Genomic DNA, 20,733 nt, shown 5'->3' with positions numbered 1-20,733 from the left:
CTCAGCCTCTCCGCAGCTTCTGGAACAGCGTCACCGCGCCCAATACCGCGGCGCCGACGGCGAGCCCGATACCGAGATTGAGCAGCATCGGTCCCAGGCCGTGGATCACGGCCTCGAGCCCCGGCACGGCCAGTTCGACCTCGGCCACGTCCCGGGCCAGGTGATGCAGCACGGGCACGCCGTGGGCGAGGATGCCGCCACCGACCAGGAACATGGCCGCGGTGCCGACCACCGATAGCAGCTTCATCAGCTTCGGTGCGGCGGCGACCAGGCCACGCCCCAACCCCGCCAGGGCACCCTCGCGACGGCTGAGGTAGAGCCCCAGATCGTCCAGCTTGACGATGCCGGCCACCAGGCCGTAGACGCCCACGGTCATCAAAAGCCCGATGCCGATCAGCACCAGCACCTGCTGGCCGAGGGCGACGCCGGTTACCGTGCCCAGGGTGATGACGATGATCTCGGCGGAGAGGATGAAGTCGGTGCGGATCGCGCCCTTGATGCGCTTGCGCTCGAACTCGCGCATGTCGACGCCCTCGTCGGCCAGGGCCTTCACGCGCTCGGCGTGCTCGGTCTCGTCGTCCTTCCCGTGCAGGAACTTGTGCGCCAGCTTCTCGGCGCCCTCGAAGCACAGGTAGGTGCCGCCCAGCATCAGCAGCACCGTGACCAGCACCGGCACGAAGGCGCTGATCGCCAGCGCCGCGGGAATCAGGATCGCCTTGTTGCGCAGCGAGCCCTTGGCCACCGCCCACACCACCGGCAGCTCCCGGTCGGCGCGCACGCCGGTGACCTGCTGGGCGTTCAGGGCCAGGTCGTCGCTGAGCATCCCGGCGGTCTTCTTGGCCGCCACCTTGGTCATCAGCGAAACGTCATCAAGCAGAGTGGCGATATCATCGATCAGGGTCAGCAGGCTGCTTGCGGCCACGACGGCCCTCCTGGCACAGGGAATGGAGACGTTGCATTAGCATACGCCGTGTGAACGCGGGACGACCGGCGACCTGGCGGATTTTTTCGACTTGCCTTTTTATAGACGACCGGTCTAAATTGTGTGCATGAACACCACGACGACCAAACGCCGCGGCCGTCCGCCCAGGACCCCGCGCGACAACCCCGACACCCGAGACGCCCTGATCCGTTGCGGCGTGGAGATCCTGACCGAACAGGGCTTCGTCTCCACCGGCATCCAGGGCGTGCTGGAACGAGTCGGCGTGCCCAAGGGCTCCTTCTATCACTACTTCGACAGCAAGGACGCCTTCGGCGAGGCGGTGATGGATCGCTACGCCGCCTACTTCGCCGCCAAGCTCGACCGCTGGCTGCTCGATCCCGAGGTGCCGCCGCTCGATCGGATCGGCCACTTCATGGACGACGCCAGGCAAGGCATGGCGCGTCACGGCTTTCGGCGCGGCTGCCTGGTGGGCAACCTGTGCCAGGAAGTCACCATTCTTCCCGTCCGTTACCGCCAGCGCCTGACGGCGATCCTGGAAGACTGGGAGCGACGCCTGGCACGCTGCCTGAGGCTCGCCGTCGAGCGCGGCGACCTCGCGCCGGAAGCCGACTGCGAGCGCCTGGCTGGGCTGTTCTGGATCGGCTGGGAAGGCGCCGTCCAGCGCGCGCGCATCGTCCAGGACGACACCCCGCTGACGCTCTTCGGCGAGGAGTACCTGGCCCGACTGCCGAGATAAGGTTCCATCCCCGCCGGCACGGCGGGCCTGAGCCGTCGCACAGGCGACGCTTGGTTCGCATCTGGCTTTATCAGGCCCATTAATAGACAACCGGTCTAAAAAGGAGAATCCCATGTTCCAAGCCATCCTGGTGAACCAGACCGAAGATCAGCGGAGCACCGCGGCCCTCACCCGGCTCGAGCCAAGCGACCTCCCCGAGGGCGATGTCCGGGTGCGGGTCGAGTGGAGCACGCTCAACTACAAGGATGCCCTCGGCATCACCGGCCAGGGGCCGGTGATCCGACGCTTTCCGCTGGTACCGGGCATCGACCTGGCCGGCGTGGTGGAAGAAAGCGACCATGGCGACTGGCAACCGGGCGACCGGGTGCTGGTCAACGGCTGGGGGATCGGCGAGGGCCATTGGGGCGGCCTGGCACAGCAGGCCCGGGTGCGGTCCGAGTGGCTGACGCGCCTGCCCGACGACCTGAGCCCCCGCCAGGCGATGTCGATCGGCACCGCAGGCTACACGGCCATGCTGAGCCTGATCGCCCTCGAGCGTCAGGGCCTCACGCCGGCCCACGGCGACGTGCTCGTCACCGGTGCCAGCGGCGGCGTGGGCAGCGTCGCCGTGATGCTACTGGCCAAGCGCGGCTATCGCGTGATCGCCGCCACCGGCCGCACCGAGGAGGCAGACTATCTGAAGGCCCTCGGCGCCGCGGAGATCCTGCACCGCGACGAGCTGTCGGGCCCCGGCAAGCCGCTCGGCAAGGCGCGCTGGGCCGCGGTCATCGACTCCGTGGGCAGCCACACTCTGGCCAATGCCTGCGCCCAGACCCAAGAAGACGGCTGGGTGGCGGCCTGCGGCTTGGCCCAGGGCATGGACTTCCCGGCCACCGTGGCGCCCTTCATCCTGCGCGGCGTGACCCTGCTCGGCATCAACAGCGTCACCCGCCCCCAGGCGGAGCGCGACGAGGCCTGGCGTCGACTGGCCGAGGAGATCGACCGCAACATGCTCGAGGGGATGACGCGGGAGATCGCTCTCTTGGAAGCGATCGACGCGGCGAGCGAGCTGCTGGCCGGCAAGGTGCACGGCCGGCTGGTGGTCGACGTCAACCGCTAACGCGGGAACGCGCACGACGCCCCCGGCTCCGCCGAACGGCGGAGCCGGGGGCGACTCGTTGACGGGAACGCGTCAGCGTCGAGGGAATCAGCGCTGGAAGGGATAGACGCTACCCAGCCTGAGAAGGCCGGTGAGCTCGTCCAGGGCGGCGAGGGTCTCGCTGGCGAGCGCCGGGTCGGCCAGATCGGCCGGGGCCAGGCGATCGCGGTAGTGACGCTCGACCCAGGCGACGAGCTCGCCGTGCAGGGCGTCGTCGAGCAGCACCCGGCCGGAGAGCGCGGCGCGCTCGGCCTCGGAGAGCGCCACCCGCAGCCGCAGGCAGGCGGGGCCGCCGCCGTTGCGCATCGACTGCTTGACGTCCTTCACCACCACCTCGGAGATCGGGTTGTGGCCCGCCAGCAGGTGATCCTGCAGGCAGCGCCACACCGCCTCGCGTTCCTGGCACTCGCCGGGCACCACCAGGGTCATGGTGCCGTCCGGGTTGCTGAGCAGCTGGGAGTTGAACAGGTACGAGGCCACGGCGTCGTCCAGGCTCACCGCCTCCACCGGCACCCGCACCGGGATCAGCGGCGAGGCCATGCGCTCACGCAGCGCGTCCAGGGTGCCCTGCTCATCGCGGAAGGCAACCTCGTGATAGAGCAGCACCGGACCGTTGCCCACGGCGATGACGTCGTTGTGGAAGACGCCGGCGTCGATGGCCTCGGGATGCTGCTGGGCGAACACCGTCTGCGCATCACTTAGGCCGTGCTGACGGGCCACCGCCTGGCTGGCCTCGAGGGTCTGGCGGGCCGGATAGCGCCGCGGCGCGATGCCGTCGCCACCGAACGCCTGGCGGCCGTAGACGTACAGATGCACGCCCGGCTCACCGTGGTCGCCGGCCAGCCGGGTATGGTTGGCCGCGCCCTCGTCGGAGAAGGCCGGGGTGGCCGGCAGCACCGGATGGTGGGCGAAGCGAGCCTCGTCGGCGAAGATCGACGCCAGCACCCGGCCGGTGGTGGCCGGCTCCAGGTAGCGGTGGAAGCTCGATTGCAGGTTGGCCGGCGTGAAATGCGCCCGGCCGTCCGGCGCATCGACGCTCGGCGTCACCGTGGCGGCATTGGCGGTCCACATGCTGGAGGCCGAGCACACCGCGCGCAGCACCTGGGGCGCCTCGTCGGCGGCCCGGGCCAGCACCTGGGCATCGCTGCCGGCGAAGCCGAGATCCCGCAGCGCCCCCAGGTCCGGGCGCTGCTGGGGCGGCAGCACGCCCTGGACGTAGCCGGCGTCCATCAGCGACTTCATCTTCTCGAGGCCCTGCAGCGCGGCCTCGCGGGGATTGGCCACCAGCCCCTCGTGGCTCATCGAGGCCACGTTGCCGTGGGCCAGGCCCGAGTAGTTGTGGGTCGGGCCCACCAGGCCGTCGAAGTTGACCTCGCGCACGCTCATGTCGGGTTCCCGGCTCACAGCGTCACCCCCGGCGGCAGTTTGTCGGGCAGGCTCAGCGCCTCACTCTCCATGGAGGCCACGGGGTAGGCGCAGTAGTCGGCTGGGCTTATATAAGCAGGCACTCGGAGTGCCTTGGTCGGGTTGGGCATCATGTCCTGGCTCACAGCGTCACCCCCGGCGGCAGCTTGTCGGGCAGACTCAGCGCCTCGCTTTCCATGGAAGCCACGGGGTAGGCGCAGTAGTCCGCTGGGCTTATATAAGCAGGCACTCGGAGTGCCTTGGTCGGGTTGGGCATCATGTCCTGGCTCACAGCGTCACCCCCGGCGGCAGCTTGTCGGGCAGACTCAGCGCCTCGCTTTCCATGGAAGCCACGGGGTAGGCGCAGTAGTCGGCCGCGTAGTAGGCACTGGGGCGATGATTGCCGCTGTCGCCCACGCCGCCGAAGGGCGCGTCGCCGGAGGCGCCGGTGGTCTGGCGGTTCCAGTTGACGATGCCGGCGCGGATGCGCAGCAGGAAGTCGTCCCAGTCCTCGCGCTCGCCGCCGATCAGCCCGGCGGAGAGGCCGTAGCGGGTGTCGTTGGCCAATGCCATCGCCTCGTCCCAGTCGCGGTAGCGATGGACCTTGAGCAGCGGTCCGAAGTGCTCCTCGTCGGGCACCTCCAGGCCGGTGACGTCGATCAGCGCCGGCGTGAGCAGGCTGGTGTTCTCCTCCAGGCGCTGCATGCGCGCGAGCACGCTGCCGCCGCGGGCCTCGAGGTCGTCCTGGGCCGCCAGCAGGCCGTCGGCGGCGGCCACGCTGACCAGGCCGCCATAGAACGGCGCCGGCTCGCTGAACTGGCCGGCCACGTGGAGCCGCGAGATGGCGTCACTCAGGGCGTCCAGCAGGTGATCACCCACCTGCCCTTCCGGCACGATCAGCCGGCGCGCACAGGTACAGCGCTGGCCGCCGGACAGGAAGGCCGACTGCAGGATGGTCAGCACGGCGGCGTCCTGGTCGGGCACGTCCTTGATCACCAGCGGGTTGTTGCCGCCGAGCTCGAGGGCCAGGATCTTGTCCATCTGGCCGGCGAACTGCTGGTGCAGCAGGCCGCCGACCTTGGCGCTGCCGGTGAACAGCAGGCCGTCGATGCCGGTGTGGGAGGACAGCGCCTGACCCACCGGGGCCGCGCCCTGCACCAGGTTGATCACGCCCTCGGGCAGGCCGGCCTCGCGCCAGCACTGCAGCGTCAGGTCGGCGGTCAGCGGGGTCTGCTCGCTGGGCTTGAAGACCACGGTATTGCCGGCCAGCAGCGCCGGCACCATGTGGCCGTTGGGCAGGTGGCCGGGGAAGTTGTAGGGGCCGAACACCGCCATCACGCCGTGGGGCCGATGGCGCAGCACCGCCCGGGCCTCGCCCAGGTCGCGCTCGCGCTCGCCGGTGCGCTCCTGGTAGGCGCGGATCGAGATCGCCACCTTGCCGATCATCGCGCCGACCTCGGTGCGGGCCTCCCACAGCGGCTTGCCGGTCTCGCCGGCGATCGCCGTGGCCAGGTCCTCGCGGTGGCTCTCGAGCACCTCGCGGAAGCGCTCGACCAGCGCCTGGCGCGCCTCGAACGTCTGCCGCGCCCAGGCCGGGAAGGCGGCGCGGGCGGCCTCGACGGCGGCGCCCACCTGAGCCTCGGAGGCGGCGTGGCCCTGCCACAGCGTCTCGCCCGAGACCGGGTCCTGCTTGGCGAAGCCCTCGGCCTCGCCCTCATGCCACTCGCCGCCGATCAGCAGCCGTTGCATCGCCTTCATCACGCCTCCTCGTCGCTATCCAGAATACGCAGGGTGTCGCCGGCGGCGACCTCGAGGCGTGCCGCCTCGGCCTCGCTCAGCGTCACCACGCCGTCGTCGTCGGGTCCGCGGCCCAGCCAGGCCGCGCGGAAGCCGGCCATGGAGGTGGTCGCGGCCAGCCAGCGCGGCCGTTCGGCCTGCTCGAGTTCGTCGGCCTTGATCTCCACGCGGCAGGTCCGCGACAGGCGCACGCCGCGCACGTCGTCGATGTAGGCCTCCACGGTGGGGCCACCATCGAAGATGTCGATGAACCCTTCCCAGCGCAGGCCCTCCTTCTTGAGCATCGCCAGCGCCGGGCGGGTGTGCTCGTGGACCTCGCCGATGCAGGCCCGGGCCTCCTCGGAGAGGAAGGGGGTGTAGATCGGGAACTTGGGCATCAGCTCGCCGATAAAGCTCTTCTGCCCCAGCCCCGTCAGCCGGTCGGCCTCGTTGAAGTCCATGGGGAAGAAGTTGCTGCCCAGGCACTCCCAGAACGGGCTCCTGCCCTCGGCGTCGAACCTGCCACGCATCTCGGCCAGCACCTTGTCAGGGAAGCTGTCGCGGAACTGGGCCATGAACAGCCAGCGCACCATCGACAGCAGCGCGCCGTTGCGCTCGTGCCGGCGGTCGCCGCCGCGATACTCGGGGCGCAGGAACAGCGAGGCCACTTCGGCGTCGCCGGTGTGGTCCGAGCTCAGGAACAGGGTGTCGATGGTGCGGTGCAGGTCGAGCTGCACCGAGGAGTGCGCCAGGGTGCCCAGCCGGTAGTGATAGAAAGGCACCTCGCGGCCCACCTGGCCCTCGATGGCGCAGCAGCCGGCCAGCTTGCCACTGGCCTCGTCCTCGAGCACGAAGAAGTAGAGGCGCTGGTCCACCGGCGTCTGCTGGGCAAAGGCGCTGACCGCGGTGTCGATCTTGGCGGCCAGGAAGTCGCGGTTGTCGGGCAGCGAGGTGAAGCCCACCCCGGTCTCCCGGGCCACCGCCTGCAGCTCGTCCAGGTCGGACGGGGCGATCGGTCGAATGCGCATCACAGCTCTCCCTCGTCGTAGCCCGGGTCGTCGGCGTCGCCCGGCAGGCCGAGCGGCGCGGCCAGCACGGCGCGGCCCTCCTCCACGCCGAGCCGTTCGGCGTGCTCCGGCGACAGCATCAGCTGGCCGGTGGGCGACAGCGCATAGCGCGCCACCACGCAGCGGAAGTCGTCGAGACGCTGGTTGGCGACCATCGCCGGCTCGGCGTCCGGCAGCGAGTGGGCCGGGCGGATACGGACCGGGTGCCAGGCGGCGCGGCGGAAGCTCTCGAGCCGCTCGCGCTCGGCCTTGATCACCGGGCCGGCATCGAAGATGTCGACGTGGCGCGAACGCAGGAAGCCCTCGGCCAGCATCTCGTCGAGTGCCGCCTCGTGGTCCGGGTGCTCACGGCCGATGGCGGCCCGCGCCTGGGGCGTGAGCAGCGCCAGGTAGAGCGGGAACTGGGGCATCACCTCGGCGATGAAGCTCTTCGAGCGGACCCCGGCCACGTAGTTGATCTCCTGGTAGTCGCGCTGGAAGAAGTGACGCCCCACGCTGTTCCAGAACGGCGACTGCTGGTCGTCGTCCAAGAAGCCGGGAAAGGCCATCGCCAGGATCTCGGCGAAGCGCTCCGGGTACTGGGCGATGAACATCAGCCGCGCCCGGCGCAGCAGGCTCTCGGCACTGGTGCCGCGGTAGCGCGGGTCCAGCGAGTAGGCACACAGCAGGCTCGCCTCGGAGACCTCGTGGGACAGCGACAGGGTCTGCACCTCGCGGCGCACGTCGAGCTGCTGCGAGGCGTGAATCAGGGTTTCCTGGCGATAGGTGTAGTAGGCCTCCCGGGCGCCGGCCTGGGCACGCACGGTGGCGGTGCCCACCACCTCGCCGCGCTCCAGGTCCTCGAGCACGAAGGTGTAGTGCTCGTCGCCGGGAAACTCCACCTCGGCCTCGAAGGCCCGCTGGGAGCGCATGATGCGCTCCTCGAGGCGGTCTCGATGGGCCGGCAGGTTGGTCAGGCGCGGCGAGGCGTTGCCCGCCAGCCGCTCCAGGGCCGGCAGGTCCGCCGGCCGGGTGGGACGTACGACCAGCATGGCTTGGCCTCCCGCGGATGATTCCGATGCGTCCATGGCGTGGCCGCGGCTCACTCGGATGCCACCAGCCGGGCGATGGCCCGCTCCAGGCGCGCCATGCCCTCGGCGATGTCGGCCTCGGGGATCACCAGCGACGGCGCCATGCGCAGCACGTTGGGGCCGGCGACCAGCGCCATCAGGCCCTCGTCGATGGCCAGCGGCAGGATGTCCTTGGCGCGGCCCTCGTAGGCATCGGTCATCTCGGCGCCGATCAGCAGGCCCATGCCGCGAACTTCCTTGAACACGCCGTGCTTGCGGTTGATGGTCTCGAGATGCTCGCGGAACAGGTCGTGGCGACGCTTGACGCCCTCCAGCACCTCGGGGGTGTCGATGTGCTCCACGGCAGCCAGGGCCACGGCGGAGGCCAGGGCATTGCCGCCGTAGGTGGAGCCGTGAGTACCGATGGCCATGGCCGGCGCGATACGGTCGGTGGTCAGCATGGCGCCCACCGGGAAGCCACCGCCCAGCGACTTGGCACTGCTCAGGATGTCCGGGGTCACGCCGTACTGCATGTAGGCGAACAGCGTGCCGGAACGGCCCACGCCGGTCTGCACCTCGTCGAAGATCAGCAGGGCGTCGTGCTCGTCGCACAGCGCACGCAGGCCCTGCAGGAACTCGGGGGCGGCGGGCAGGATGCCGCCCTCGCCCTGCATCGGCTCGACCATCACCGCGCAGGTGTCGTCGCCCATCAGCTCGCGCACCGCCTCGAGGTCATTGAACTCGGCATGAATGATGCCGCCCGGCACCGGCCCGAACCCCTGGGCGTACTTGGGCTGGCCGCCGACGCTGACAGTGAAGAAGGTGCGGCCGTGGAACGACTGGCGGAAGGAGATGATCTTGTCCTTGTGCTCGCCATGGGTGTTGTAGGCCCAGCGGCGCGCCAGCTTCAGCGCGGCCTCGTTGGCCTCGCCCCCGGAGGAGCACAGGAAGACCTTGTCGGCGAAGGTGCGCTCGACCAGGGTACGCGCCAGCTCAAGTGCCGGCTCGTTGGTATAGACGTTGGAGAGATGCCACAGCTTGTCGGCCTGCGCCTTGAGCGCGTTCACCAGCACCGGATGGCAGTGGCCCAGGGCGTTCACCGCGATGCCGCCGGCGAAGTCGATGTACTCACGGCCTTCCTGATCCCACAGGCGGCTGCCCTCGCCGCGCACCGGGATGGTCTTCTGCGGTGAGTAGTTGGGCACCATGTACTGGTCGAAATCGCTGCGGGTCGGGGTGTGGGTCATGACGTTCTCCGTTGTCTCGAGCCGAACTCGTTCAGGATGAATCGGGGATCATTCGAGTATAGGGAGCCCCCTGCCGAGGGTCTTTCAGCAATGGGACGACGACTTGTGAAAAAAGCAGGCGCCCGTCGAGGCGCCTCACGGTGCGATCGGCTAAGGTGACGCCAGACCGAGGAGGCTTCTGGATGTTCAATACCACCGCCTGGAACCGGCTGCGCTACGACGCCTATGCCCCGATCTACGATGCCGTGGCCGAGCGCGCCTTTCGCCGCGCCCGGCAGGCCGCGCTCGGACAGGTGCACTGGCGCCCCGGCCTGCGCGTGCTGCTGGTGGGTGCCGGCACCGGGCTCGACCTGCCCTGGCTGCCACGGGACATCGAGCTGCACGCCACCGATCTCAGCCCGGCCATGATCCGGCGCCTCGAACGGCGCGCCGGGGCGCTGCATCGCGACGTCCAGGCCGACGTGATGGACGCCGAGGCCCTCGACTATCCCGACGGCCACTTCGACGTGGTGGTGATGCACCTGATCCTGGCGGTGATGCCCGACCCTGCCCGCGGCCTGGCCGAGGCGCACCGGGTGCTGGCCGACAACGGCCAGCTGTGCGTGATGGACAAGTTCCAGGCCGACGCGCGTCCGGCCGGGCTCGGCCGACGCGCGTTGAACCTCGTCACCTCGGCCATCGCCACCGACATCACCCGCCAGGCGCGGCCGCTGCTGGACGACGCCGGCTTCGCCGTCGAGGCCGACCGGCCGGTGATGATGGGCACGCTGTTCCGCGCCCTGCTGGCGCAAAAGCACGCCTGACGACACCGAAACCCTCAGCCCAGACGCTCTTCCCGGGGCGTGATGCCGAAGTGGTTGCGATAGGCGGTGGAGAAGTGCGCCGCCGAGGAAAAGCCGGTCTGCAGGGCGATCTCGCCGGCCGGGCGGTCGCTCTCGCGCAGCTGCTTGCGGGCCTGCTGGAGGCGCAGGTTGAGGTAGTAGCGGCTGGGCACCGCCTGCAGGTGCTTCTTGAACAGCCGCTCGAGCTGGCGCCGCGAGATGCCCAGGTGCTCGGCCAGCTCATGGGTGGTCAGCGGCTCCTCGATGTTGGACTCCATCAGCGCCACCGCGTCGATCAGACTCTGCGGGGCGTTGCCCAGCCGAGTGCGCAGCGGCACCTGCTGCGGCTCGTCACCCATGCGGATGCGCTCGAGCACGAAGTGCTCGGAGATGCGTTCGGCCAGCTCGGCACCGTGCTGACTGCCGATCAGCGTCATCATCATGTCCATGGCCGCGGTGCCGCCGCCGCAGGTCAGGCGGTCGCGGTCGATCTCGAACAGCTGCTGGGAGAGGCGCACCCGCGGGTAGTCGCGGGCGAAGGCCTCGAAGCGCGTCCAGGGCAGGGTCGCCCGGTAGCCTTCGAGCACCCCGGCTCTGGCCAGCACTTCGGTGCCGCCGCCGATGCCGCCCAGCACCACCCGGGCGGCGGCCAGCCGGCGCAGCCACTCGAGCAGCGCCTCGGGCACGCTGCCGGAGAGCGGCCCGGGAGCGCAGACCAGCAGCATGTCGAGGGCCTGGTCCGGCTCGCCGGCCGAGGCCTCGGGCACCAGCGCCTGGCCGGCGGCGCTGGCCACCGGACGCTCGTCGATCGCGTAGGTGGAGAGCCGGTAGAGGCTGCGCTCCGCCAGGCGATTGGCCACCACCAGCGGCTCGGTGGCACAGGCCTGGGCGAGCAGGGAGAAGCCGGGCAGCACCACCACGCCCACGTGCCGGGACAGCGGCACGGCGGATGCAACGGGTGGGGCGTCGGGCATGGGGCGCTCTCGTGGACGGGAAAAGCCCCATTCTAGGCCGAAGGCGCCGGGCGTAACAGCCGTGCGGACACGACGACGCCGGGCACAGGGCCCGGCGCCGCGCACGATAGAAGGTCAGTCGGCCAGGCCGATCACCAGCAGGCCGACGATCACCACGGCCACCACCACGATCAGCGCGGGCAGCAGCCAGGCCATGCCGCTGTCGGGCTCGCGGGCCTCGGGCTGCTCCACGTCCGGCTCGGGGTGGTCGTAGTCCTCGGGCTGGCTGACCTCGTGCAGGTGTTCCAGCTCCTCGTCCGGCGTCTTGCTGTCCCGTGTGTCCATGGGCACCTCCTGGCGCGTGAGTCGGGAAACGGGACGCCGGCGCGCCGGGCCCCGTTACAGGTTCACGACATCGAAGTCCCGCTCGGTCGCCACGTCGGCGTCGTAGTCGACGTCGTCGCGCTCGAAGCCGAACAGCTTCAGGAACTCGTGCTTGTAGCCAGCATAGTCGGTGATGTCGAACAGGTTGTCGGTGGTCACCTGCGGCCACAGGTCCTTGCAGGCCTGCTGGACGTCGTCGCGCAGCTCCCAGTCGTCGAGGCGCAGGCGGCCAGCCTCGTCGGTGTCGGCGCTGCCGCCCTGCCCTTGCGATGAATAGAGGCGCTCGCCGAACAGGCGGTTGAGCTGGTCGATGGTGCCCTCGTGCAGGCCCTGCTCCTTCATCACCTTGTAGACCATGGCGATGTAGAGCGGCATCACCGGGATGGCCGCGCTGGCCTGGGTGACCACGGACTTCAGCACCGCCACGTTGGCGCTGCCGCCCTGCTTGGCCAGGCGCTTGTCGATCTCGCCGGCGGCGCGATCGAGGTCTTCCTTGGCCTTGCCCAGGGCGCCGTGCCAGTAGATCGGCCAGGTGATCTCGGTGCCGATGTAGCTGAAGGCCACCGACTTGGCGCCTTCGGCCAGCACGCCGGCCTTGTCCAGGGCGTCGATCCACAGTTCCCAGTCCTCGCCGCCCATCACCGCGGTGGTGTCGTCGATCTCCTGCTGGGTCGCCGGCTCCACCTCGGCCTCGATGATGGCGTCCTTGTTGGTGTCGATGGCAGTGGCGCGATAGGTCTCGCCGATCGGCTTGAGGCTGGAGCGCTTCATCTCACCGCTGTCCGGCAGCTTGCGCACCGGCGAGGCCAGCGAGTAGACCACCAGGTCGACCTGGCCCATGTCCTGCTTGATCAGCTCGATGGCCTGCTCGCGGGCCTCGTGGGAGAAGGCGTCGCCGTTGATGGACTTGCTGTACAGCCCTTCCTGCTTGGCGAACTTGTCGAAGGCCGCGGCGTTGTACCAGCCGGCGGTGCCCGGCTTCTTCTCGGTGCCCGGCTTCTCGAAGAACACGCCCAGGGTATCGGCGCCGTAGCCGAAGGCCGCGGTGATGCGCGCGGAGAGGCCGTAGCCGCTGGAGGCGCCGATCACCAGCACCTTCTTCGGCCCGGCACTCTTGTCCAGGTTGCGGGCGCGGGTCGCCTCGATCTGCTCGAGCACGTTCTGCTCGCAGCCGACGGGGTGAGTGGTGGTGCAGATGAAACCGCGGACCTTGGGCTTGATGATCACGTTAGACCTCTTGGCGTTCGCAGCGGGGCGCCGGACAAGCGCCGCCCCGGTGAAAGGAAATTCGTACGTGGCGACATTCTAGCGGCCTCGCCCGGCGCTGTCCGCCCTTGAGCGCGGCCGCCGGCTGGGGCAGGATGCTCGCCATCCCCCCCACCCTCAGGAGATCCCATGGACGCACAGACCCTCGTCGACACGCGCGGCGACCTCTGGTTGGCGCTGGCGCCACTGTGGCTGGAGCGGGAACCGCGGGAGACCGACTACACGCGCATGATCGAGGAGATCGAGCGCCACGGCCTGAGCGAGAGCGAGCTGGAATGGGTGTTCCGCCTGGAGCTGGCCCCGGTGCTGACCCGCCAGCAGATGTCGGTGGCCGGCGAATGGCGCGAGTTCGACGACTACCGGCTGATGAAGCGCCTGGTGGCCCACAACCTGCGGCTGACCGGCTGGCGACGCCGGACCTGGGCGCTGTTCTCGGGGCTGACCACCATGATGGCTCGCCATCGCTTCAACGAGCTGATGGAGCGGCTGATGATCGCCCGTGGCCGGGACGTGCCCTCCTGACGACTCAGGATTCGTCGAGCGCCTGCTCCAGCGCCTCGATCAATGTCGCCTCGCCGTCGCGCGGCGAGAAGCGCCGGATCACTCGGCCGTCGCGCCCCACCAGGAACTTGGTGAAGTTCCACTTGATCATTCCCGTGCCCAGCACCCCCGGCGCCGCTCGCTTGAGCTCGACGAACAGCGGATGGGTGCCACCACCGTTGACCTTGACCTTCTCCATCAGCGGGAAGGTCACGCCGTATTCCCGTTCGCCGAAGGCGCAGAAGGCCTGGGCCGATTCCGGCGACTGGTGGGCGAACTGGTTGCAGGGAAAGGCCAGCACGGTGAAGCCGCGATCGCGGTAGCGGCGATAGAGCCGCTCGAGATCGCGCAGCTGGGGGGTGAAGCCGCATTTGCTCGCCACGTTGACGATCAGCAGTACCTGGCCGCGCAGGGCGCGCAGGTTGAAGGGCTCGCCATGGGAAGTGTGGCAATCGTGATCATGGATGCTCATGGCGCGTGCTCGCAGTCTGATCCCCCACGATGCCACGCCGCATGGCGGGACGCCAGTCCCGGCGCGACCGTGCCAGCACGACGTCAGAGCGATGCCGGATAGCGTGCGAGCGGCCGATTCACGCGCGCCCCTCCAGCCGCCCGCGCTGCCACAGGGTCTCCACCGCCTGGCGGGTATCCGGCGTCACGCCATCCAGCGCCATCGCCTCTTCGGGCGAACACCAGAAGGCATCGGCGACCTCCTCGGCCTGCAGCGTGAGCGGCCCGTCGTAGTCGACCAGATAGGCGCTGCCGAAGATGTGGTGGCCATCGGCGTCATACACGAACTCCAGCACGTGACGCAGCGGCTCGCCGATGATGCCCAGCTCCTCGGCCAGCTCGCGCCGCGCGGCCTGGTGTACCGATTCCCCGGCCCCGACCACGCCGCCGGCGGCCAGGTCGAGACCGCCCGGGAACACCTCCTTGGTCAGGGTGCGACGCTGCACGCACAGCTCGCCGGCGGCGTTGCGCACCACGATGTAGGTGGCGCGATGCCAGTAGCGATAGCGGCGCATGGTGGCCCGGGAAGCACTGCCGCAGGGCCGGTTGTGGGCGTCCACCAGCTGGATGCTCTCATCGGCGATACGGGGGGCAGGCAGCGGCGCGGGCGCCAGGGCGTCGTCGGTCATCGTGGCTCTCCGATGAAATGCCTTCAGCCTACTCAGTCAGGCCCCGAGCGTCACGCGTCATCGCCTCGCCGGCTTTGACCGGCCCGCCGGCAGCCGCCATGCTCAGGAGAGACCGCTGGCCGGAGGTCCGCCATGCACGATCACGCGCCCCGCGACCGGCTGGCCACCCACACGGTGGCCAACCAGCCGCCCCCGCCCGAGGACCGCGACGCCCTCGTCGACGACATTCCGCTCCAGGAGGCGCTTGCGCGGGAGGCACCGGACTGGGTCGCCCGACGACTGGCCTCGCTGGGCCGCGAGGTCGGCAGCCGGAGAGTGCAGACACTGGCCGAGGCAGCGAATCACCACCCGCCCGAACTCAGGCTGTTCGACCGACACGGCCGGCGCCTGGACGAGGTCATCTATCATCCCGCCTATCACGAACTGATGCACCTGGCGCTGGACCACGGCTGGCACGCCGTGGCCTGGCAGGAGGAGGGCCGCGGCGGGCACCAGGCCCACGTCGCCGCCCTCTATCTGCTGACCCAGGCCGAGCCGGGCTTCTGCTGCCCGGTGACCATGACCCACGCCGCCCTGCCGGCGCTGCGCGCCTCGTCCGAGGCCATGACAGAGTGGTCGCCGAAGCTGCTGGCCTGGGACTACGATCCCCGCCCGCTGCCCGCCGAGCAGAAAAGCGCACTGACCTTCGGCATGGCGATGACCGAGAAACAGGGCGGCAGCGACGTGCGCGCCAATACCACCCGGGCACAATCCACCGGCGACGGCTGGCGGCTGACCGGCCACAAGTGGTTCTGCAGCGCGCCCATGTCCGACGCCTTCCTGACCCTGGCCCAGACCGGCGACGGCCTGGGCTGCTTCCTGGTGCCACGTTTCGCCCCCGACGGTACGCGCAATCCCATCGAGCTGCAGCGCCTCAAGGACAAGTGCGGCAACCGTGCCAACGCCTCGGCGGAGATCGAGTACCGCGACGCCTGGGCCCGGCCGCTGGGCGAGCCCGACCGCGGCGTGGCGACCATCCTGTCGATGGTGCAGCAGACCCGGCTGGATGCCGCCACCGCGCCGGTGGCGATGATGCGCCAGGGGCTCGTCGAGGCCTGGCGCTTCGTGCGCCATCGCCAGGCCTTCGGGCGGCGGCTGGCGGAACAGCCCCTGATGCGAACGCTGATCGCCGACATGAGCCTGGAGGTGGAAGCCGGCGTGGCGCTGACGCTGCGCACCGCCCGAGCCTTCGACGGCGCCGCGCGAGGCGACGACCACGAGCGCGCCCTGGCCCGGCTGCTGCCGGCGCTGGCCAAGTACTGGCACAACAAGCGCGCGCCGGGCTTTCTGGCCGAGGCCATGGAGTGCCTTGGCGGCATCGGCTACGTGGAGGAAACGCCGCTGGCGCGGCTCTACCGCGAGGCGCCGGTCAACTCGATCTGGGAGGGCTCCGGCAACGTGATCTGCCTGGACGTGCTGCGCGTGCTCGGCCGTCATCCCGAGGCGCTGGCCGCGCTGCGCGATGAGTGGGATGCGGTGAAGGGCGAGTCCGCCGAGCTCGACCGCGCCCAGGCCGGACTGGAGGGTCTAATGAACGAGCCGTCCGAGACGCTCGAGCCACGCGCCCGCTGGCTGACCCAGCGCCTCGCCCAGTGCCTTCAGGCCGCACTGCTGCTGCGCCATGCCCCGCCGGCAGTGAGCCACGGCTTCTGCCGTAGCCGGCTGGGCGAGCATGCAGGCGGCGCCTACGGGGTGCTGCCCCCCGATGCGCCGCTGGACGAGATTCTCGCCCGCCTGCCGAACTGAGGCCGGCGAGCGAAATCGAGCGGGCTAGAGGATCGGCCCGGACACCACCCGCAGCGCCAGGGCCAGCAGCAGCAGCCCGGTGATGCGATTGATCCAGTGCGCCCGGGCCTGCAGCCAGGGCAGCACCCGCGAATGGGAGAGACCGACGGCCACCAGCACGTACCAGCCGCCGTCGATGATCACCGCCGTGAGCACGATGATCGCCCGGGCCGCCAGGCTCATGTCCGGGGTCACGAACTGGCTGAGCAGGGCCACGAAGAAGAGGATCAGCTTGGGATTGGCCAGCGCCACCAGCATGCCGTCGCGGGCGGCCTGGCCTCGGGTGGTGGCGACCGCCTGGGCGTTGACCGCCCCACCGCGGCCGGCGCGCAGCGCCTTGATGCCCAGCCAGGCGAGGTAGGCCGCCCCGCCCCAGGTGACCGCCTGGAACAGCGTCGGGAAGCGCACGATCAGCTCGCCAAGCCCCCACACGGTGAGCAGCGCGTAGAGCCCCACCCCCAGCGCGTGCGAGATCGCCGCCGCGATGCCCGGCACGCGCCCACCGCCCAGGGTATGACGCAGCACCATGGCCAGACTCGGCCCCGGCGACATCGCGCCCATGGCACAGATCGCGGCCAGCGACATCCATAACGAAAACGGCATGACGGTCTCCTTGAGTCGATGATGGGGCGGCGACGCCTCCGCCCAGCAGGGCCTCCCTGGCCTCGCCCTGCTCCCCCGGCGCGGCGGGTAAGGACGGGCCGGACATCATACGATATCGTGTCGTGGGTTGCCCGGCCGGGCGGCCCCTCCTCGACCCGGACGCCAAGGACCGCATGAGCGACGACGCCCAGCAAGCTCCGCCCCAGAACAGGCCCAACAGCCTGACCACGCTGATCACCCAGGTACAGCAGGCCGGGCGGCAACGAGACGACGTGAGCCTGGAGGCGATCCTCGACACGGCGGGCCGGCGCAGCTTCGCGCCCTTCCTGCTGATCGCGGGGCTCATCACCCTGGCCCCGCTGATCGGCGACATCCCCGGGGTGCCCACCCTGATGGCCAGCCTGGTGGTGCTGGTGGCGGCCCAGCTGCTGATGGGCCGCAAGCACTTCTGGCTGCCACGCTTCCTGCTCGAGCGGCGGGTCTCCCGGGCACGCTTCGTGCGCGTCACCGACGGACTGTTACGCCCCGCCCGCTGGGTCGATCGCATCCTGCAGGCGCGGCTGGTCTGGCTCACTCGCGCTCCGGCCCATCTGCCGGTAGCCCTGACCTGCCTGCTGATCGGGCTGGCCATGCCGCCGATGGAGCTGGTGCCCTTCTCAGCCAACGGCGGCGGCCTGGCGTTGACGCTCTTCGGACTGGCGCTGCTCGCCGAAGACGGCCTGATGGTACTGGCGGCCTATCTGCTGACCGGCACGACCCTGGCCCTGGTGATCATCGGCCTCGCCTGACACCGCGACCCTGGAGCCCGCGATGCCAAGACCCGATTCACGACTGACGCGGGCCGTCGCCCTGGCCGCCGGTGCCGGCTACACCGCCAAGGGCATCGTCTATCTGCTGGTGGGCGGCCTTGCCTTCCTGGCGGCGATCGACCTGGGTGGCGACAATGTCGGCACCAAGGAGGCCCTGTTCGGCCTGGCCCGCCAACCGTTCGGCGACCTGATGATCACCGGGCTCGGAGGCGGACTCGCCGCCTATGCCGCCTGGCGTCTGTTCCAGGCCCTGCTGGACACCGAGGACGTCGGGCACGGCCTCAAGGGGCTGGTCACCCGACTGGGCTTTCTGATCAGCGGGCTCATCCACGCCAGCCTCAGCGTCTACTGCCTCGACCTGCTGCGCGACGCCGCCGAGGCTACGAACAACGGCACGGCCAGCGACCACACCGCCCAGGTGATGAGCCATCAGGGCGGGCTCTACGTGATCTTCGCCGTCGGCCTGGTATTCATCGCCATCGGCCTGCGGCAGCTGTGGCGAGCCATGCGGCAGACCTATCTCAAGAACTGGTACCGCCAGGACCTGGGGCCGCTGCAGCGGCGGCTGGCCGACATCGTCACCCGCTGGGGGCTCTGCGCCCGCGGCCTGGTGTTCCAGATGATCGGCCTGTTCCTGTGCCTCGCGGCCTGGCGCACCGACCCGAGCGAGGCTCAAGGCCTCGGCGGCGCACTCAACGTGCTGGCCGCCCAGCCCTTCGGCCCCTGGCTGCTCGGTGCGGTCGCCCTGGGACTGGCGAGCTACGGCCTCTACTGCCTGATCAACGCCGCCATTCGCGATACCAGCCTCGACTGATGCTCCAACCGGCGCGGCAATCACCCACCGCCACGAGCCGTTGTCGACCGATAAAAAAACAGCGGCCCAACAAGAGGCCGCTGCCAAAACAGGGAATGTGTCATGCAGCAAGCAAGACACGCCTCGATTATCCCTCGCCGACCTCCGCACATTGCTTCAGTAAGCCCTGATAAAACAGGCCTTATCAGCGCTTAAAAAAGCTCTCGTATACGAGAGCAATCTTTCGGAAAAACAATAACGTAGATAAGGACCACCCGCATCGTTTCAACGACAAGAAAACAACTGATTCAGGTCAATGAAGTGTCTTTTCCGATGAATCGATTCAATGACAATCGCGACGTTTTCGCTCGATGAAACACCTGCTAAACGGGAAGAAATGCAGGACCAAAAAAAGCCGCCCTGAGGAGGCGGCGAGAGACCGTGACTAGCAATGAGGAGAAGCCGACAACCGCTGACCCTAGCGGCCGTCAGCCGTGGCGGTTCATCAACGCCACGTGCTCAACGTAAGTGTTCCTCGCTCGCCCGTCAATGCAAATGCGAATATTTTTTATCTTTAGGCGTAACGCCATCCTCCCGAGCCAGGCCTCCGGGCATAAAAAACGCGGCCGGAGAAGGCCGCGAAGGATACGGGGATGTGTCGGGCTGAGGGATGCCGACACCCTTCCAATATGCATACGCCACGGGAGGCGTAGTGAATCAATGAAAACTAATAAATGAACGCTGCTTGAGCTTTCGACGGACACAAGAGCCAGGACGCGGGGCAGTAAGGGCGTACAGGACAATGGGCACGACGAGACGATGACCGGCGTGGACACCTTGTTGACACTTTAGGGAATACTGAATCAGAACAAGCACAAGGAGGGAGGTAAGTGCTTGATTTCATGGTACCGGTGGTCGGACTCGAACCGACAAGGGCTTGCACCCGGCGGATTTTGAATCCGCTGCGTCTACCAATTCCGCCACACCGGCAACGGCGCTGCATTATACGTGGGCCGGACGGGAGGTCAATCGCGACCCCTGACTTCGCGGCGGCGACAGGGTATCCTAGGCGGCTTGCCAATGGCTCGGCCGAGCCGCCCTTCTCATCCCACCATCCGGACGTTTCACCCCATGCAGCGCGCCGATTTCCACTATGAGCTCCCCGAGGCGCTGATCGCCCGCTATCCCTCCGAGCAACGCAGCGACTGCCGACTGCTGTGCGTCGACGGCGAGAGCGGCTCGCTCGCGCACCGCCGCTTCCCCGACCTGCTCGAGACCCTCGACCCGGGCGACCTGCTGGTGTTCAACGACACCCGGGTGATCCCGGCCCGACTGCACGGCCACAAGGCCAGCGGCGGGCGCGTCGAGATGCTGCTGGAGCGCCCGCTGGACGCCCATCGCGGCCTGGCCCACCTGCGCTCGAGCAAGTCGCCCAAGCCCGGCACCGAGATCGCGTTCGAGGGCGGCATCCGCGCCGTGGTCGAGGGCCGCCGCGATGCGCTGTTCGAGCTGCGATTCCTCGGCGAGACGCCGCTGGTGGAGCTGCTGGAGCAGCACGGCCACATGCCGCTGCCGCCCTACATCACCCGCGAGGACGAGCTCTCCGACCGCGAGCGCTACCAGACCGTCTACGCCCGCCGCGAGGGCGCGGTGGCCGCCCCCACCGCGGGGCTGCACTTCGACGAGCCGCTGCTCGAGGCCCTGGCCGAGAAGGGCGTGGAAAGCGCCTTCGTCACCCTGCACGTGGGCGCCGGCACCTTCCAGCCGGTGCGCGCCGACGACATCCGCGACCACGAGATGCACAGCGAGTGGATCGAGGTCTCCGAGGCGGTCTGCGAGCAGGTGCGCGCCGCCCGCGCCCGGGGCAACCGCGTCATCGCGGTGGGCACCACCAGCGTGCGCTGCCTGGAATCGGCCTGCCTGAAGAGCGACGACGGCGAGATCGCGCCCTACAGCGGCGAGACCGACATCTTCATCTATCCCGGCTACGACTGGCGGGTGGTCGACGCCCTGATCACCAACTTCCACCTGCCGGAGTCGACCCTGCTGATGCTGGTGTCCTCCTTCGCCGGCTATGAGACGGTGATGGCCGCCTACCGCGAGGCGGTGCGCGAAGAGTACGCCTTCTTCAGCTACGGCGATGCGATGCTGCTGACGCGCGCCCGCTGATCCGAGCCGCTCGGCCATGCGCCGGCCGACCGCTTCGACGAATTTCGAGAGACCCCATGCGAGACGAATGCT

22 protein-coding genes and 1 tRNA gene are annotated in these 20,733 nt (G+C 69.2%); 8 read left to right on the top strand and 15 right to left on the bottom strand.

Annotated features, from left to right (window positions below; all coding sequences use genetic code 11):
* Position 1: 1 nt before the first annotated feature.
* Positions 2-922 carry a DUF808 domain-containing protein gene (locus UN84_RS01320; protein WP_046079502.1) on the bottom strand — a complete coding sequence of 307 codons (921 nt, stop codon included), beginning with the start codon at positions 920-922 and terminating at the stop codon, positions 2-4.
* A gap of 127 nt (positions 923-1,049) precedes the next feature.
* Here UN84_RS01320 and acuR point away from each other — a divergent pair, with 127 nt between their 5' ends.
* Both acuR and acuI read left to right on the top strand, forming a co-directional pair.
* Positions 1,050-1,679, top strand: a complete 630-nt coding sequence (gene acuR, locus UN84_RS01315; protein ID WP_046079503.1) for an acrylate utilization transcriptional regulator AcuR — start codon at positions 1,050-1,052, stop codon at positions 1,677-1,679.
* Positions 1,680-1,791: 112 nt separating this feature from the next.
* The gene (gene acuI, locus UN84_RS01310) at positions 1,792-2,778 is read left to right on the top strand and encodes an acrylyl-CoA reductase (NADPH) (RefSeq protein ID WP_046079504.1); all 987 of its coding nucleotides are present in this window, start codon (positions 1,792-1,794) and stop codon (positions 2,776-2,778) included.
* Positions 2,779-2,865: 87 nt separating this feature from the next.
* Here acuI and astB read toward each other — a convergent pair whose 3' ends face one another.
* From astB to UN84_RS01275, 7 genes are read right to left on the bottom strand one after another with little or no spacing between them, the layout of a single operon-like run.
* A complete protein-coding gene (gene astB, locus UN84_RS01305; RefSeq protein ID WP_046079505.1) occupies positions 2,866-4,203 on the bottom strand; it encodes an N-succinylarginine dihydrolase in 1,338 nt (445 codons plus the stop codon).
* A gap of 14 nt (positions 4,204-4,217) precedes the next feature.
* Complete coding sequence (locus UN84_RS01300) at positions 4,218-4,355, bottom strand: hypothetical protein (protein ID WP_161796811.1); 138 nt, start codon at positions 4,353-4,355, stop codon at positions 4,218-4,220.
* An 8-nt stretch (positions 4,356-4,363) separates the two neighbouring features.
* On the bottom strand, positions 4,364-4,501 hold the full coding sequence (locus UN84_RS01295; RefSeq protein WP_161796811.1) for a hypothetical protein: 138 nt from the start codon (positions 4,499-4,501) through the stop codon (positions 4,364-4,366).
* Between the two features lie 8 nt (positions 4,502-4,509).
* Complete coding sequence (astD, locus tag UN84_RS01290; protein ID WP_046079506.1) at positions 4,510-5,979, bottom strand: succinylglutamate-semialdehyde dehydrogenase; 1,470 nt, start codon at positions 5,977-5,979, stop codon at positions 4,510-4,512.
* Positions 5,979-7,025, bottom strand: coding sequence for an arginine N-succinyltransferase (astA, locus tag UN84_RS01285; RefSeq protein WP_035593841.1), 1,047 nt, complete (start codon positions 7,023-7,025; stop codon positions 5,979-5,981). The genes astD and astA overlap by 1 nt, the downstream gene beginning before the upstream one ends.
* On the bottom strand, positions 7,025-8,095 hold the full coding sequence (locus UN84_RS01280; protein ID WP_046079507.1) for an arginine N-succinyltransferase: 1,071 nt from the start codon (positions 8,093-8,095) through the stop codon (positions 7,025-7,027). Before UN84_RS01280 ends, astA begins: the two co-directional genes overlap by 1 nt.
* A 50-nt stretch (positions 8,096-8,145) precedes the next feature.
* A complete protein-coding gene (locus tag UN84_RS01275; protein ID WP_046079508.1) occupies positions 8,146-9,360 on the bottom strand; it encodes an aspartate aminotransferase family protein in 1,215 nt (404 codons plus the stop codon).
* Positions 9,361-9,542: 182 nt separating this feature from the next.
* Here UN84_RS01275 and UN84_RS01270 point away from each other — a divergent pair, with 182 nt between their 5' ends.
* The gene (locus UN84_RS01270; RefSeq protein WP_046079509.1) at positions 9,543-10,163 is read left to right on the top strand and encodes a class I SAM-dependent methyltransferase; all 621 of its coding nucleotides are present in this window, start codon (positions 9,543-9,545) and stop codon (positions 10,161-10,163) included.
* A 14-nt stretch (positions 10,164-10,177) separates the two neighbouring features.
* On the opposite strand, the gene UN84_RS01265 is transcribed toward UN84_RS01270, so the two are convergent.
* From UN84_RS01265 to fabV, 3 genes are all read right to left on the bottom strand, one after another.
* A complete protein-coding gene (locus UN84_RS01265; protein ID WP_173834940.1) occupies positions 10,178-11,155 on the bottom strand; it encodes a GlxA family transcriptional regulator in 978 nt (325 codons plus the stop codon).
* Positions 11,156-11,269: 114 nt separating this feature from the next.
* On the bottom strand, positions 11,270-11,479 hold the full coding sequence (locus UN84_RS01260; RefSeq protein WP_046079510.1) for a hypothetical protein: 210 nt from the start codon (positions 11,477-11,479) through the stop codon (positions 11,270-11,272).
* Positions 11,480-11,533: 54 nt separating this feature from the next.
* A complete protein-coding gene (gene fabV / locus UN84_RS01255) occupies positions 11,534-12,745 on the bottom strand; it encodes an enoyl-ACP reductase FabV (RefSeq protein WP_046079511.1) in 1,212 nt (403 codons plus the stop codon).
* 168 nt (positions 12,746-12,913) lie between these two features.
* Here fabV and UN84_RS01250 point away from each other — a divergent pair, with 168 nt between their 5' ends.
* Positions 12,914-13,306, top strand: coding sequence for a DUF7079 family protein (locus UN84_RS01250; RefSeq protein WP_046079512.1), 393 nt, complete (start codon positions 12,914-12,916; stop codon positions 13,304-13,306).
* Between the two features lie 4 nt (positions 13,307-13,310).
* On the opposite strand, the gene UN84_RS01245 is transcribed toward UN84_RS01250, so the two are convergent.
* On the bottom strand, positions 13,311-13,796 hold the full coding sequence (locus UN84_RS01245) for a glutathione peroxidase (RefSeq protein ID WP_035593856.1): 486 nt from the start codon (positions 13,794-13,796) through the stop codon (positions 13,311-13,313).
* A 118-nt stretch (positions 13,797-13,914) separates the two neighbouring features.
* Positions 13,915-14,463: an NUDIX hydrolase gene (locus UN84_RS01240; RefSeq protein ID WP_046079513.1), complete on the bottom strand. Its 549-nt coding sequence runs from the start codon at positions 14,461-14,463 to the stop codon at positions 13,915-13,917.
* Positions 14,464-14,595: 132 nt separating this feature from the next.
* Between UN84_RS01240 and UN84_RS01235 the strand changes: the two genes are divergently transcribed.
* Entirely contained in the window at positions 14,596-16,248 is a 1,653-nt protein-coding gene (locus UN84_RS01235) for an acyl-CoA dehydrogenase family protein (RefSeq protein ID WP_046079514.1), read from the top strand.
* A 24-nt stretch (positions 16,249-16,272) separates the two neighbouring features.
* On the opposite strand, the gene UN84_RS01230 is transcribed toward UN84_RS01235, so the two are convergent.
* On the bottom strand, positions 16,273-16,890 hold the full coding sequence (locus tag UN84_RS01230) for a LysE family translocator (RefSeq protein ID WP_035593860.1): 618 nt from the start codon (positions 16,888-16,890) through the stop codon (positions 16,273-16,275).
* Positions 16,891-17,063: 173 nt separating this feature from the next.
* Between UN84_RS01230 and UN84_RS01225 the strand changes: the two genes are divergently transcribed.
* Together UN84_RS01225 and UN84_RS01220 are read left to right on the top strand one after the other, a co-directional pair.
* Complete coding sequence (locus tag UN84_RS01225) at positions 17,064-17,678, top strand: exopolysaccharide biosynthesis protein (protein ID WP_046079515.1); 615 nt, start codon at positions 17,064-17,066, stop codon at positions 17,676-17,678.
* Positions 17,679-17,700: 22 nt separating this feature from the next.
* Complete coding sequence (locus UN84_RS01220; protein WP_046079516.1) at positions 17,701-18,513, top strand: DUF1206 domain-containing protein; 813 nt, start codon at positions 17,701-17,703, stop codon at positions 18,511-18,513.
* A gap of 882 nt (positions 18,514-19,395) precedes the next feature.
* On the opposite strand, the gene UN84_RS01215 is transcribed toward UN84_RS01220, so the two are convergent.
* Positions 19,396-19,482 (bottom strand) — tRNA-Leu (locus tag UN84_RS01215).
* 141 nt (positions 19,483-19,623) lie between these two features.
* On the opposite strand from UN84_RS01215, the gene queA reads away from it, so the two are divergent.
* Positions 19,624-20,661, top strand: coding sequence for a tRNA preQ1(34) S-adenosylmethionine ribosyltransferase-isomerase QueA (gene queA, locus UN84_RS01210; RefSeq protein WP_046079517.1), 1,038 nt, complete (start codon positions 19,624-19,626; stop codon positions 20,659-20,661).
* Positions 20,662-20,733: the final 72 nt, after the last annotated feature.

Source organism: Halomonas sp. HG01 (genome assembly GCF_000968715.2).
In the GTDB taxonomy this organism is placed as follows: Bacteria; Pseudomonadota; Gammaproteobacteria; order Pseudomonadales; family Halomonadaceae; genus Halomonas; species Halomonas halophila.
Note: the sequence above shows the minus strand (reverse complement) of the source record. Positions and strands in the feature narration are given on the sequence as shown.

Coding starts and splice junctions, on each gene's coding strand:
- acuR (WP_046079503.1), top strand. CDS start 1,050: ATGAACACCACGACGACCAAACGCCGCGGCCGTCCGCCCAGGACCCCG.
- acuI (WP_046079504.1), top strand. CDS start 1,792: ATGTTCCAAGCCATCCTGGTGAACCAGACCGAAGATCAGCGGAGCACC.
- astB (WP_046079505.1), bottom strand. CDS start 4,203: ATGAGCGTGCGCGAGGTCAACTTCGACGGCCTGGTGGGCCCGACCCAC.
- UN84_RS01300 (WP_161796811.1), bottom strand. CDS start 4,355: ATGATGCCCAACCCGACCAAGGCACTCCGAGTGCCTGCTTATATAAGC.
- UN84_RS01295 (WP_161796811.1), bottom strand. CDS start 4,501: ATGATGCCCAACCCGACCAAGGCACTCCGAGTGCCTGCTTATATAAGC.
- astD (WP_046079506.1), bottom strand. CDS start 5,979: ATGAAGGCGATGCAACGGCTGCTGATCGGCGGCGAGTGGCATGAGGGC.
- astA (WP_035593841.1), bottom strand. CDS start 7,025: ATGCGCATTCGACCGATCGCCCCGTCCGACCTGGACGAGCTGCAGGCG.
- UN84_RS01280 (WP_046079507.1), bottom strand. CDS start 8,095: ATGCTGGTCGTACGTCCCACCCGGCCGGCGGACCTGCCGGCCCTGGAG.
- UN84_RS01275 (WP_046079508.1), bottom strand. CDS start 9,360: ATGACCCACACCCCGACCCGCAGCGATTTCGACCAGTACATGGTGCCC.
- UN84_RS01270 (WP_046079509.1), top strand. CDS start 9,543: ATGTTCAATACCACCGCCTGGAACCGGCTGCGCTACGACGCCTATGCC.
- UN84_RS01265 (WP_173834940.1), bottom strand. CDS start 11,155: ATGCCCGACGCCCCACCCGTTGCATCCGCCGTGCCGCTGTCCCGGCAC.
- UN84_RS01260 (WP_046079510.1), bottom strand. CDS start 11,479: ATGGACACACGGGACAGCAAGACGCCGGACGAGGAGCTGGAACACCTG.
- UN84_RS01250 (WP_046079512.1), top strand. CDS start 12,914: ATGGACGCACAGACCCTCGTCGACACGCGCGGCGACCTCTGGTTGGCG.
- UN84_RS01245 (WP_035593856.1), bottom strand. CDS start 13,796: ATGAGCATCCATGATCACGATTGCCACACTTCCCATGGCGAGCCCTTC.
- UN84_RS01240 (WP_046079513.1), bottom strand. CDS start 14,463: ATGACCGACGACGCCCTGGCGCCCGCGCCGCTGCCTGCCCCCCGTATC.
- UN84_RS01235 (WP_046079514.1), top strand. CDS start 14,596: ATGCACGATCACGCGCCCCGCGACCGGCTGGCCACCCACACGGTGGCC.
- UN84_RS01230 (WP_035593860.1), bottom strand. CDS start 16,890: ATGCCGTTTTCGTTATGGATGTCGCTGGCCGCGATCTGTGCCATGGGC.
- UN84_RS01225 (WP_046079515.1), top strand. CDS start 17,064: ATGAGCGACGACGCCCAGCAAGCTCCGCCCCAGAACAGGCCCAACAGC.
- UN84_RS01220 (WP_046079516.1), top strand. CDS start 17,701: ATGCCAAGACCCGATTCACGACTGACGCGGGCCGTCGCCCTGGCCGCC.
- queA (WP_046079517.1), top strand. CDS start 19,624: ATGCAGCGCGCCGATTTCCACTATGAGCTCCCCGAGGCGCTGATCGCC.